Origin of the sequence: endosymbiont of Lamellibrachia barhami (genome assembly GCF_011947365.2) — a bacterium.
Lineage (GTDB): Bacteria > Pseudomonadota > Gammaproteobacteria > Chromatiales > Chromatiaceae > QGON01.
The window spans coordinates 2999894-3013217 of sequence record NZ_JAAVSH020000001.1 but is presented as its reverse complement, the minus strand read 5'-3'; the positions used below and the strand labels follow the sequence as shown (position 1 = coordinate 3013217).

Sequence of the window (13324 nt, the reverse complement as noted above, 5' to 3'; positions counted from 1 at the left end):
ATCCTATGTCACCTGCTGTTATTTCTGTCCAAACGCCGAATGATTGCCTTCTCCAGCTCAACGAGAAACAACACCGAAGATGCTACCAGGACGATGCGCAGCCACATAGCGGCATCGATAGCCGCAGTACCGAACAGGGTCTGCATGGGGCCCAGGTAGGTAAAGCAGAGCTGGAAGACAAGGAGTATGCCGACCGCAATCAGTGCATAACGGTTTCCCAGCAAACCATTGAGATTGAGCACATTCGCCTTGATATAACGGGAATTGAACAGATAGAAGATCTCGAACATGACCAGCGTATTCACCGCGACGGTGCGTGCCAGTTCAATGCTGGCGCCCTGTTCACGCACCCAGATAAACAGACCGAATGTGCCTGTTACCAGGATGAGTGAGACAAAGATGATGCGCCAGATAAACATGCCCGTAAGCAGCGGTTCACGGGGGTCGCGGGGTGGGCGCTGCATGATATTCCGTTCCGCCGGCTCGAACGCCAGCGTCAACGCCAGGGTAACCGCGGTAATCATGTTGACCCAGAGAATTTGCACCGGGGTGATCGGCAACATGCGGCCGAGCAGTATGGCGGCAATGATGGTCAACGCCTCGCCACCGTTGGTGGGCAAAATGAAGAGGATAGCCTTTTTGAGGTTGTCATAGACGGTGCGCCCCTCTTCCACAGCATGGGCGATCGAGGCGAAATTATCGTCCGCCAACACCATCTCCGAGGCTTCCTTGGCGACCTCGGTGCCATTCTGGCCCATGGCCGTGCCGACATCGGCGCGCTTCAATGCAGGCGCATCGTTCACGCCGTCGCCGGTCATGGCGACCACCTGGCCATTGGCCTGCATTGCCTTGACCAGTCGCAGTTTATGTTCGGGACTGGAGCGTGCGAAGATGTCCACTTCATCGACGACGGCGTGTAACGCGGCCTCATCCATGGACTCTATTTCTTGTCCGGTCAGTACTTTTTCACCGTCACCTATACCCATTTGCGCGCCGATCGCGACGGCCGTCACGGCATGATCACCGGTGATCATTTTCACCTGTATCCCGGCGGACTGGCAGCGGCGCACGGCTTGGGTGGCGTCTTCCCGCGGCGGGTCGATCATGCCGACAACGCCCAGCAGGCTCAGACCGGTTTCCAGGTCCGCAAACTTCAGTTCACGGTGATCATGCCCGACGGCTTGATAGGCAATGGCAAGTACACGCTGGCCCCTGCGTGCCATGGTATGTATCTGCTGCTGCCAATAGCCGGGGTCGAGCGGGGTATCGTCGCCACGGGTTCTCTGCAAGGCGCACATCTCCAACAGCCGTTCCGGCGCACCCTTGATGTAGGCAAAACCGTGCCCGCTGTGATCATGGTGCAGCGTGGCCATGAAGCGGTGTTGGGATTCGAAAGGAATTACGTCGGTGCGCGGCCACGTATCCTGCTCAAAAGACGCATCCAGTCCGGCCTTGATACCCAGAGTCAGCAACGCACCTTCGGTTGGGTCGCCCTGCAGAACCCATTCACCCTGGCGCTCATGTAAAGCAGCGTCATTGCACAACAGGGAGGCGCGCGTCAGTTCGGCAAGGATGGGGTAGTCTTGCAGCAGGATCTCCTTGCCGCCGAAGAGGAAGCCTCCATGCGGGTCGTAGCCTACGCCTGTTACCTCAAACAGGCCGGTGGCCGTGGCAACGGATTGTACCGTCATCTCATTGCGTGTCAGGGTGCCGGTTTTGTCGGTACAGATAACCGTCACCGAACCCAGTGTCTCGACCGCCGGCAGGCGCCGGATGATGGCATGACGCTGTGCCATGCGCTGCACGCCGATGGCCAGCGTAATGGTCATGATGGCGGGCAGGCCTTCCGGGATCGCGGCCACCGCCAGACCCACCGCCGCAAGGAACATCTCAGCAGCCGGGTAATCCCGGACCACTATGCCAAACGCGAGAGTTACCACAGCAATCACGATGATCACTCCGGTCAACCAGCGGGCAAAATGTGACATCTGGCGCAGCAGCGGCGTGGTCAGCGTCTCCACCTGCGCCAGCATGGTGCTGATCCGGCCGATCTCGCTACCGGCGCCGGTTGCAACCACAACACCACTACCCTGTCCATAGGTGACGAGTGTGCCCGAGTACGCCATGTTGTGACGATCTCCCAGCTCCGCATCGTCTGTCACCGGCTCGACGTGCTTTTCCACTGCGACGGATTCGCCGGTCAGCACGGATTCCTGGATCTGCAGACTCTTGATCCGGAACAGACGCAGATCCGCAGGAACCTTGTCGCCTGACTGCATCAGCACCACATCTCCCGGCACCAGTTCATCGGCTGGTATGCTGGTGCGCTGCCCGTCGCGCAGCACCATTGCCCGCGGTGATAACATCTGGCGAATTGCCTTCAGGGCATTCTCCGCCTTGCCTTCCTGTACAAAACCAATCACCGCATTGACGATGACGACACCCAGTATCACACCCGCATCCACCCAATGCCCGAGCAGGGCGGTGACCCCACTGGCAGCAAGCAACACATAGATCAATAGATTATGAAATTGATAAAAGAAACGTACCAGCGGACCGCGTGTCTTGGCCTCAGGCAGCCGGTTCGGTCCATATTCACCGAGACGGCGATTCACTTCATCTTTAGCAAGACCGTCCGGGTCTGCATCCAGAACCCTAAACACCCGCACAGTATCCATCGCGTGCCAGGGATTGGAATCACCGGGCAATTTGCTGGGTTGACGGGCTACACCTTTAACTGCCTTGAGTGTCCGGCGCGTGACGACAGCGCCAACAAGACCCATAACGGCAAGCATGACAAGGACAATCAGCCATTCGACGACAGCAAGATCAAAATGCCAGGCCAGATCCTCATTCATCTGATTTCCCCTTATTCACAGTAAAATCACCGGCCCCCAAGAGACTCACAACCTCTCCCGGCCGCGCCACCCGTACCTGGGCTCCCAATCTCTCCTGCAGGCACTTAGACAGACCAGTGGCAGCCTGCTCCTCCCCATGCACCAGTACAACAGGCTGGCGATTCTTGATCCTTGAGTACCACTTCAGGAGACCGGCCTGATCCGCATGGGCAGACAGACTCCCGACAGTATGCACCGCCGCCACACGTATGGTCTCGCCCCAGAGACGGATATGCCGGGCGACGAGAGCCCGCCCCAACGTATCCTGTGCCTGGAAGCTGGTGATCAGAAGTGGCAGTTCTTACGCCAGACATTGTGTTTGAGGTGGTTTTGATACGTCCGCCGTTGCACATACCGCTGCCGACGATAATGACTGCGCCGGAACGGATATGGTTGAGCTGCATGGACTCCTGTGCCGACCGCGTAAAATGCAGCTTGGGCAGCAGTGACTGCCGAATTCAGGGGACAGTATACTCATTGCGAATTCAGGGAGTTAGGCGTTAGCGTAGATTTGCCATGGACTTTCCAAGTGCATGATACAGAGGCTCACATAATGAGTCACCAGTTGGGGTAGAATTGGAGTGCAGAGTAACCACGGAGGAATCAATGGTGGAGTATAAGAAAGGCGATCGGGTAAAACACCCCAGCAAGTCGGATTGGGGCCTGGGAGAAGTTTTGGAGAATAGTAATGGTCAGGCAGTCCGTATCTTTTTCGTAAACGAAGGCGATAAGACACTCATCCTGGAATATGTGCAACCCATCAAAGTTGTGGGTGAGGAGGCAAAGAATGTGCTTCTGGACAATCGGGCAATCACTCCAAAAGCAGGAGGTATCAAGCACCTCTCATTACCCGCTGCTGTTGAGCGATTCCTAGGCCTTTTCCCCCTTGGGTTCAAAGATGAAAATTATCTGAAAGAGGAGCGGGACTATAAACTCAAAGCCCATGAACTGATGCAGGAACTACTCAACAAGGAAGATTTCCAGGGTTTGCTTAGCTCAGGAAATTATGAGCAGGTCTGTAAACGATCTCTTCGCGTAGTCAACAAGACAAATCTTGTTTTCCCTAATGAAAAAATGGCTCTGAAAGATGGCCTCAAACCCGCAGAACAACAAGAGCGATTTGCAAACGACCTTTACCAGCTTCTTTATGGAAATGAAGAGATGGAGGAGAGATTTACCAACTTCTCCAATACCCTGCAAGAAATGGAAGCAGCAAAATGGACTATCATCAGTTATTTTCCATTCATCTGCCATCCAGATAAGCACATGTTCTTAAAACCAATGATAAGTCAGCATGCTGCGGCTATTATCCGTTTTGAACTAAATTATCAGCCCAAACTCAACTGGTTAACTTACAGCTGCCTCCTGAAATTCTCACAGCTACTCTCTGATTCCATTAAGGAATTGGAGCCTAGGGATATGATCGATGTTCAATCTTTCATGTGGTGTATCGATCCAAAAAGTTACTAGAGCGTTTACAAGAAAATAATTGCATTTAATAAAAATTCTCTGCATTTCAGGGAAATTTGCTATGAGCGCGCAGAAACACTCTGTCCTAGCCTCTTTATCGAGGACCTTCTGTCATCTTAAATGATTAACATTCCTATTACGGAGTGATAGGTAATCCTGGGTGGTGCGGGCTTCTGGGCTTTGCCAGTGCTTACGAAGTCCAGATATGTGAAAAAATGAAGGTCGGCGCTGTTTCTCTTTGCTGAATGTTATTCTCAAACAAAGGGCCTAGGGGTTTCTCGCTAAGCCCAAATTCTGTATGGCTCCCTGGGACAGGTTCGAACTACCATTATCGTGATTACAGGGCTAAGTATAGGGTGGTTATTAGTGTAGGTGGCAGTGTAGGTGTGTGGTATACCGCTCTCTAGCCATTGCGTAGCAAGGGGCAATTGCTGCTGCATCATCGGGGTGTGATTGGGGGAGGGTGTGGGTGTTGTCATCTGGGCGCCGGAATTCAATTTAGACGGGAGCGGGATCTTGTTTGTTAGGCTAAAGGCTAAAAAGTCTGTGCCGACATATTACGATGTCAATCTATTTCTTTAGATCCCTGCCATGGCGACGAAGCCCGGCCTTTCCGGTAGCACGGCCGCCCTTAACCTATTACCTTTTATTTCTCACCCAAAACTGTAATGTTTCTCCACATCCTTGAGAATCTGCCAGGTGCACTTCATCCCGGCGGGAAAGGTTACCAGATCACCGCGTCCAAACTCCTGGGGTTCACCGCCTTCCGGCGTAACTATGACCTTGCCGCGCAGGAAATAGCAGGTTTCGCTCTTGTCATAGGTCCACTCGAATGTGGACACCTCTTTTTCCCAAGTTGGCCAGTCAAAAACACCGGTAATTTCCAACTTCATCGCAGAGGGACGGTGTTCAAAATGGATTGTGTGATGTGTCATATTCGTTAGTTGGTGTCTGTTTGTGATTTATGATGGAAGGAAGTCTAACCTGAATCGAGGGTTGCCGTCAGGTGGCTCCAGTTATCCCGGTCCGGGCAAATATTAAGTTCGGGGGTCAGAGCAACAATCCCGTAGCCTGTCTACAATCAGGGTAATGATGCTTGACGGATGATCTGTTGCTAAACCGATCCGATACTTTATAGTGTGGTCCGGCCAACCGGGATACTTCCCACCCCACGCATCCAGAGCACAGCCCCGACCCATGCAGAAAGCATTCATCGTCTTCGGCCTCTTTATCGCCACCTTCATGTTCGCCTACGCGATCATCGCTGGACTCGTCAACCAGGGTCACTCCCTGCAAGCAGCCGGTATCATCGTACTGATTCTCGCCGCAGGCAGTGCGCTGCTGATCTGGGCGGTCAGAAAACAGTAGGGGGTTGAAACCCGCTGTGCGACGCATCTGCTCCAAGCAGGTTAGGATATCTGTGCTGTTGTGATGCGACGGTCGAACTGGCAGGAAAAAAATGACTTCTGAGAGCGATCTGAAACTGGTTTCACTTGCCGGCGGTGTTGGCATGCGCCTGCAGCAGCACGGTTTAACCCTGGTTCTGGCAGAATCCTGCACGGGTGGCTGGGTGGCCAAGGCGCTGACCGATATTCCGGGCAGCAGTGCCTGGTTCGACCGGGGTTTTGTTACCTACAGCAATATGGCCAAGCAGGAGATGCTGGGTGTTGATGCCTCTACAATCGATCAGTGGGGGGCGGTGAGCGAACAGGTTGTCGCCGCCATGACGAACGGGGCGCTCGCCCATAGCCGTGCGGATGTCGCGCTTGCCGTTAGTGGCATCGCGGGGCCGGGCGGCGGGTCTGAGGAGAAGCCTGTGGGCACCGTCTGTTTCTCCTGGCAACTGCGCCCGCAGGAGCCGGTCGTAAGTCGTGAACACTTTTTCGGGGATCGGGAAGCAGTGCGTCTCCAATCGGTGTTTTATGCACTTGAACAGTTGCTCGAAGTACTTGCGGCGAATGGCTGATCAACGACTCTTTTTTGGGCTTTGGCCGGATCGAAAGGTGCGGGACCGGCTGGTACGGGCTGGTCGTCAGTTTGGTGAAGCGGGGGGACGACAGCACCATCCTGACGACCTGCACATGACCCTGGTCTTTTTGGGGAAAGTGACGGAGCAGCAGCTGCCTTGTGTGAAATCGGTGGCGGATGCAGTCGATGTCGAGCGCTTCTCCCTGGCGCTGAATCGAGTGGGTTATTGGTCCCGGCCACGGATTCTCTGGTGTGGGCCGGAGACGATTCCGGATGTTTTGAATGATCTGGTCGCTGATCTCAAACAGGGATTACAGGCCTGTGGTTTTGCAGCTGAACAGCGAACCTACAAACCTCATGTCACCTTGCTGCGTAAGATGCGCCATGGCGAGTCCGGTCTGCTTGAGCCAACCATCGAGTGGGAGGCGCGGGAGTTTGTGCTGGCGGCATCCGGTAATGGCCCCGATACACCATCCCGTTACCGGGTCATCGGACGCTGGCCGATGGGAGCGATAAACTCGACAAGCGCTTGATGAATGCGTTCGTCTCACCTCGATCGCAGAGAGGGATTCAAGTTGCTGGATCCGCGGACTCATGATTTGAGTCTGCACCTGTGTGATAATTGTTACTTCCAAAAACTACTGTATGAATGTACAGTACTTACAGAACAACACCACAGAGGTTAATCCGGATGGACGACAATCGCACAAAAGCACTCAGCGCGGCCCTGGGGCAGATCGAGAAACAGTTTGGCAAAGGTTCTGTCATGCGTATGGGGGATGCCAGCGCTATCCGTGATATTGGTGTGATCTCCACAGGTTCGCTCAATCTGGATATCGCACTGGGTGTGGGCGGGTTGCCAAAGGGACGTGTAGTCGAGATCTACGGCCCGGAATCCTCCGGCAAGACCACGCTGGCCCTGCAAGTAGTGGCGGAGGCCCAGAAACAGGGCGGAACCTGCGCTTTTATTGATGCAGAGCACGCCCTCGATCCGGACTATGCGGGAAAAATGGGTGTAGATGTTGACGAGCTGTTGGTCTCCCAGCCCGATACCGGCGAGCAGGCGTTGGAGATCACAGACATGCTGGTACGCTCCGGCGCCGTCGACGTGGTGGTGATAGACTCGGTGGCTGCCCTGACCCCGAAGGCGGAGATTGAGGGTGAGATGGGTGATACCCATGTTGGTCTGCAGGCACGCTTGATGTCCCAGGCCCTGCGAAAATTGACTGCCAATATCAAGCGCACCAACTGCCTGGTGATTTTCATCAACCAGATTCGCATAAAGATCGGTGTCATGTTTGGGAACCCGGAGACCACCACTGGTGGCAATGCCCTCAAATTCTACGCCTCGGTACGTCTCGATATCCGCCGCATCGGCGCTATCAAGAAGGGTGACGAGATAGTCGGCAACGAAACCAAGGTCAAGGTGGTGAAGAATAAGGTGGCCCCCCCCTTCAAGCTGGCACACTTCGAGATCCTCTATGGCGAGGGTATCTCCCGTGAAGGGGAGATCATCGATCTGGGGGTTAAGCAGAACCTTATTGACAAGGCAGGAGCCTGGTATAGCTATAACGGTGACCGCATTGGTCAGGGCAAGGAGAATGTACGGCAGTTTCTGAAGGACAACCCGGACATTGCCGATCATGTTGAGGAACGCATCCGCAACGAGCTGCTGCCGCAAGAGCGGGAAACGGAAATTAAAGTGGTTGAGGCCAAAGCCTGAACGACCTTTCGGACAGTGGTGAAGTTGAGGCGGTAGCGCTCCGCCTGCTGGCTGCGCGAGAGCACTCCCGCCGACAATTGTGCAATAAACTGCGTGGGCGTGGCTTTGATGGTGACGTTATCGAAGTCGTGCTCGACGGCATAGAGCGGACCGGACTGCTGAGTGATGCACGATTTACTGAGTCCTACATCGAGTGGCGCGTCGGCCGTGGCAGTGGGCCAGTGCGCATTCGCCGTGAACTGAGGGAACGGGGCATTGATGGTGCCATGATTGCCGGCTTTTTGGAGGTTTATTCCGGTGAGTGGCAGGAACTGCTAAAAGGAGTACACGACCGCAAATATGGTTCTGAGCCGGCTCAGGACCGCAAGGAGCTGTCTCGGCGTGCGCGCTTTCTGGAATACCGGGGTTTTCCAGGTGAGCTGATCCGACAGTTCCTGTTTGATTTTGATTGACCTTGGCTTGGACTTTTTGGGTGCCTCAGTTAGCTGGAATTCCTGGGTTTGAACAATTCCTATACTAAATCAATATATTAACTTATCATTGTAACTTAATGATATTTATTAATATAATAAATACATTCCGTGCTATTTCTGAGGCATGAGTTTCATCGGGATCATCTGAGGGTATCGCGCTTTCATAGGGTGCGCCGCGCGCGCAATCGCCATGGTGTGCGTGGTTTATCCTGGGTTAGGTGATCTAATCTACATGGATCGGGGCTAAATTGGCTGGTTGTGCATTAATATCTTCAGTGGTTGTTTCCTTGTGAGTTGCCGTCGGAAGAGTGTCAGCTTTGCGATGTTTTTGCGGGGCAGAAAAAATTCATGGAAGCGGGTGTTTTGGTCTGTTTTCTGGTATCTTGAACGGCTGTTTTTTTCTGGTGATTTTGCTTGTCCGAAATGAAAAGTAGCGCTGATATCCGTAAGGCCTTCCTGGACTATTTTGCTGAACACGGCCACGAGGTGGTCGCCAGCAGTCCATTGGTACCCATTAACGACCCGACCCTGCTTTTTACCAATGCGGGTATGGTGCAGTTCAAGGATGTCTTTCTTGGGCGTGAAAAGCGCAATTATGTCCGCGCTACCAGTTCCCAGCGCTGTGTTCGTGCCGGTGGCAAACACAATGACCTGGAAAATGTCGGTTACACCGCACGTCACCACACCTTCTTCGAAATGCTGGGCAACTTCAGCTTTGGAGACTACTTCAAGCGGGATGCCATCAAATATGCCTGGGAGTTCCTTACGGTAACCCTCGGTCTGCCTGCAGAAAGGCTCTGGGTCACCATCTACGATGAGGATGAAGAGGCGGCGGACATCTGGCTCAATGAGGTCGGTATCAATCCCGCCAGTTTCACCCGTATCGGTGACAAGCCCGGCAAGCGTTACGAAAGCGACAACTTCTGGTCGATGGGGGATACCGGTCCCTGCGGCCCCTGTTCGGAAATCTTCTATGACCACGGTGAGGGAATCTCGGGCGGCCCGCCCGGCACCCAGGAAGAGGACGGCGACCGATATATTGAGATCTGGAACCTGGTATTCATGCAGTACAACCGGGATGCCGATGGCAACATGACCCCGCTCCCCAAGCCCTCCGTGGATACCGGTATGGGACTGGAGCGTTTGGCTGCTGTGCTGCAGCATGTTCACAGCAACTATGAAATAGACCTATTCACCAGCCTGATCAAGGCAGCGGGGAAGGTCACCGGCTGCAACGATCTTGAAGAGAAATCTTTGCGGGTGATTGCCGACCACATTCGCGCCTGCGCTTTTTTGGTGGCGGATGGGGTAATGCCCTCCAACGAGGGACGTGGCTTTGTGGTGCGCCGCATCATCCGGCGCGCTATTCGCCATGGCTATATGCTGGGTAAGAACGATCCCTTTTTCTTCCAGCTGGTCGACCCGCTGGTAAACGAGATGGGAGAGAGCTATCCAGAACTGGTTCAGGCCGCAGGTCAGGTAAAACGCGTCCTGAAACAAGAGGAGGAGCGTTTCGCCGAAACCCTTGAGCAGGGCATGAAGATCCTTGAGGAGGTGATTGCCGGACTCGACAGCACAGTGATCCCCGGCGAGACCGTCTTCAAGCTTTACGACACTTATGGCTTCCCTGCCGATCTTACCGCCGATATTGCCCGTGAGCGGGATCTGACCCTCGACATGGATGGTTTCAGTCGTGAGATGGAGGCCCAACGGGAGCGCGCCCGGGCCGCCAGCCAGTTCGGAGTCAACCAGGAGTTCAGTCTTAGCCTGGATGCGGAGACCCTTTTCACTGGCTATGGACAACTCGAAGACGAGGGCAATGTTGTTGCACTGGTGCGGGACGGAGCGTCCGTCGAGTCCCTCGCGCAGGGTGAATCCGGAATGGTCATTCTCGATCAGACCCCGTTCTATGCTGAGTCTGGTGGACAGGTGGGCGATCAGGGAGTGCTCGAGGCCAACGGCGTCCTGTTCGAGGTGGATGACACCCGCAAGCAGGCGGGTAGTGTGTTTGTCCACATTGGTAAGCTGGAGGAGGGTGAGCTGCACATTGGTGATACCGTCAAGGCTCAGGTCAACGATTTTACCCGCCAGGCGACAGCGCTTAACCACTCTGCCACACACTTGCTGCATTCGGCGCTGCATACCGTACTGGGTGAACATGTTGCGCAGAAGGGTTCTCTGGTTGATGCGGAGAGGCTGCGTTTCGACTTCTCCCATTTTGAGCCGATCTCCCGCGAGCAGCTGCAGGAGATCGAGCAGATGGTCAATGAACAGATCCGCCGCAATCACCCCGTCGAGACGCAGATCATGTCCCTTGATGATGCGCGAGAGAGCGGTGCCAAGGCGCTGTTTGGCGAGAAATACACCGACGAGGTTCGGGTGCTGAGCATGGGGGATTTCTCCACGGAACTGTGTGGCGGCACCCATGCCAACGCGGTGGGTGATATCGGTTTGTGCAAGATCACCTCCGAAAGCGGCATTGCCGCCGGCGTGCGACGCATCGAGGGCGTCACCGGTCAGCGTGCTCTCGAATGGGTTGAGGCGGATGAGGAACGGGTTCAGCGTCTGGCCGACTTGGTCAAATCAGGACGCGACGATATCGAAGAGAAGGTCATAAATATTCTGGATCGCAACCGCAAGCTGGAGAAAGAGCTGGAGCAGCTCAAGGCCAAGCTGGCGAGTGCGGCCGGTAGTGATCTGGCCTCAGACGCCATCGAAGTCGGGGGGGTGAAAGTGCTTGCTGCCAAGCTTGAGGGTGCCGATCCCAAGTCTCTGCGCGACACCATGGATCAGCTGAAGAACAAATTGAGTTCGGCCGTCATCGTGCTGGCGACTGTGAGCGGGGAGAAGGTCTCCCTGGTCGCTGGCGTCACAAAGGATCTGACCGGAAAGATGAAGGCTGGTGATCTGATCAAGATGGTGGCAGAGCAGGTTGGTGGCAAGGGCGGAGGGCGTCCCGATATGGCGCAGGCCGGTGGTAATAATCCTGAAGCGCTGCCGGATGCATTGGCCCAAGTCGAAAAATGGGTGCGTGAGAAGACTGGCGTTTGATTTCTGTGGGTTTTCACCCACGTGATTTTCGTGTTTAATTACGCACTTTCCCGTTGCGGGTACCACCCGTAACGCCAACTCCACCAAGTATACTGTTTAGATATGGCGCTGATTGTCCAGAAATATGGCGGTACCTCTGTCGGTACAATCGAAAGAATCCAGGTAGTAGCCGGAAAGATCAAGGCCAAAGCTGAAAGTGGTGATCAGATTGTAGTTGTGGTTTCTGCAATGTCTGGAGAAACCAATCGCCTGATTGGTTTGGCCGACGAGATCGAGGAATCTCCCTCACCCCGTGAGATGGATGTGCTTGTCTCGACGGGTGAGCAGGTGACCATTGCACTGCTCTGCATGGCACTGCATAAGGTGGGTTGCCAGGCCCGATCCTATACCGGCGGCCAGGTTCAAATTCTTACGGACAACGCACACAACAAGGCACGGATCAAGGATATCGATAGCGCTCGTGTGAAAGCGGATCTTGATGCCGGTCATGTGGTTGTGATTGCCGGATTTCAGGGAGTGGACGATAAAGGCAACATCACGACGCTGGGTCGTGGCGGATCCGACACCACTGCAGTTGCGATGGCTGCTGCACTTAAGGCCGATGAGTGCCAGATCTACACCGATGTTGACGGCGTCTATACGACTGACCCAAGAATTGAACCCAAGGCCCGTCGATTGGGACGTATTACTTTCGAAGAGATGCTGGAGATGGCCAGTCTGGGCTCGAAGGTACTGCAGATCCGCGCGGTTGAGTTTGCTGGAAAATACAATGTACCCTTGCGGGTCCTTTCCAGCTTTGAAGAGGGTGAAGGTACCCTGATAACCTTTGAGGAAGATAACGTGGAAGCGGCAAAGATCTCCGGTATTGCGTTTAATCGCGACGAGGCAAAACTGACGGTTCTGGGTGTGCCCGATCAGCCCGGTGTGGCCCACAAAATACTGGGTCCGATTGCAGATGCCAACATCGAAGTCGATATGATCGTGCAGAATATTGCTGCGGATGAAGCGACGACTGATTTTACATTCACTGTCCACCGAAATGATTTCATCCAGGCCAAAGAGATCCTGCAGGAAGTTGCGAAGTCTTTGAAGGCGCAGGACGTGTTGAACGATGACTCTGTGGTCAAGATTTCATTGGTTGGTGTGGGCATGCGGTCTCACGCGGGTATTGCCAGTGAGATGTTTGAGGCACTGGCTAAAGAGGGTATCAACATACGAATGATCTCTACATCCGAAATCAAGATTTCAGTTGTAATAGATGAGAAATACCTCGAACTTGGGGTAAGAACGTTGCATGAGGCATTCGGATTGGAATCTGAGGACGTGGCATAATCACTACATTCCTAAAATCTTACTGATCTCCAACTATAAGGATTTATTGGACTTTTTTCTGGTCCAACCTATTGTTAGTATAGGCGTGCCAGTTACATCATAGTCTCTGGCTTGGTTGGTGAACGCTGTCGGTAGTTTCGGACACTCTCGGCTTATGCTCTGACAGCAGGTAAGAAGGAAACAGGGAGATTGGATTATGTTGATCTTGACTCGCCGTGTCGGCGAAACTCTTATGATTGGCGATGAAGTAACGGTTACCGTGTTGGGTGTAAAAGGTAACCAGGTTCGTATTGGTGTAAATGCTCCGCGTGATGTGACTGTGCATCGTGAAGAGATTTACGAACGGATCAAACGCGAGCAGGCTGAACAGCAGGGTACAGAAGAATAGCAAAGTTGGTTCGCGGTGCGGT

Annotated in this window: 12 protein-coding genes; 9 read left to right on the top strand and 3 right to left on the bottom strand. The window is 54.1% G+C overall.

Annotation, left to right across the window (positions count from 1 at the left end):
- Positions 1-8: 8 nt before the first annotated feature.
- Both G9Q73_RS13735 and G9Q73_RS13730 read right to left on the bottom strand, forming a co-directional pair.
- Positions 9-2678 carry a cation-transporting P-type ATPase gene (locus G9Q73_RS13735; protein WP_246345704.1) on the bottom strand — a complete coding sequence of 890 codons (2670 nt, stop codon included), beginning with the start codon at positions 2676-2678 and terminating at the stop codon, positions 9-11.
- A 172-nt stretch (positions 2679-2850) separates the two neighbouring features.
- Positions 2851-3156 (bottom strand): MBL fold metallo-hydrolase RNA specificity domain-containing protein, encoded by a 306-nt coding sequence (locus G9Q73_RS13730; protein WP_246345263.1) that lies wholly within the window; start codon positions 3154-3156, stop codon positions 2851-2853.
- Positions 3157-3503: 347 nt separating this feature from the next.
- Here G9Q73_RS13730 and G9Q73_RS13725 point away from each other — a divergent pair, with 347 nt between their 5' ends.
- Positions 3504-4367 carry a DUF3553 domain-containing protein gene (locus tag G9Q73_RS13725; RefSeq protein ID WP_177420275.1) on the top strand — a complete coding sequence of 288 codons (864 nt, stop codon included), beginning with the start codon at positions 3504-3506 and terminating at the stop codon, positions 4365-4367.
- Between the two features lie 653 nt (positions 4368-5020).
- Here the strand turns inward: G9Q73_RS13725 and G9Q73_RS13720 are convergent.
- The gene (locus G9Q73_RS13720) at positions 5021-5302 is read right to left on the bottom strand and encodes a cupin domain-containing protein (RefSeq protein WP_177420274.1); all 282 of its coding nucleotides are present in this window, start codon (positions 5300-5302) and stop codon (positions 5021-5023) included.
- Between the two features lie 262 nt (positions 5303-5564).
- Between G9Q73_RS13720 and G9Q73_RS13715 the strand changes: the two genes are divergently transcribed.
- From G9Q73_RS13715 to csrA, 8 genes are all read left to right on the top strand, one after another.
- A complete protein-coding gene (locus G9Q73_RS13715) occupies positions 5565-5735 on the top strand; it encodes a hypothetical protein (protein ID WP_177420273.1) in 171 nt (56 codons plus the stop codon).
- Between the two features lie 91 nt (positions 5736-5826).
- Positions 5827-6333 carry a nicotinamide-nucleotide amidase gene (pncC, locus tag G9Q73_RS13710; protein ID WP_177420272.1) on the top strand — a complete coding sequence of 169 codons (507 nt, stop codon included), beginning with the start codon at positions 5827-5829 and terminating at the stop codon, positions 6331-6333.
- Complete coding sequence (thpR, locus tag G9Q73_RS13705; protein ID WP_177420271.1) at positions 6326-6868, top strand: RNA 2',3'-cyclic phosphodiesterase; 543 nt, start codon at positions 6326-6328, stop codon at positions 6866-6868. The genes pncC and thpR overlap by 8 nt, the downstream gene beginning before the upstream one ends.
- 158 nt (positions 6869-7026) lie before the next feature.
- On the top strand, positions 7027-8058 hold the full coding sequence (recA, locus tag G9Q73_RS13700; RefSeq protein ID WP_177420270.1) for a recombinase RecA: 1032 nt from the start codon (positions 7027-7029) through the stop codon (positions 8056-8058).
- Positions 8055-8510, top strand: coding sequence for a regulatory protein RecX (locus tag G9Q73_RS13695; RefSeq protein WP_439654715.1), 456 nt, complete (start codon positions 8055-8057; stop codon positions 8508-8510). The genes recA and G9Q73_RS13695 overlap by 4 nt, the downstream gene beginning before the upstream one ends.
- 444 nt (positions 8511-8954) lie before the next feature.
- Entirely contained in the window at positions 8955-11582 is a 2628-nt protein-coding gene (gene alaS / locus G9Q73_RS13690; protein ID WP_177421449.1) for an alanine--tRNA ligase, read from the top strand.
- Between the two features lie 102 nt (positions 11583-11684).
- Entirely contained in the window at positions 11685-12914 is a 1230-nt protein-coding gene (locus tag G9Q73_RS13685; protein ID WP_177420269.1) for an aspartate kinase, read from the top strand.
- A gap of 196 nt (positions 12915-13110) precedes the next feature.
- Complete coding sequence (csrA, locus tag G9Q73_RS13680; protein WP_177420268.1) at positions 13111-13302, top strand: carbon storage regulator CsrA; 192 nt, start codon at positions 13111-13113, stop codon at positions 13300-13302.
- The last annotated feature ends 22 nt before the right edge of the window (positions 13303-13324 follow it).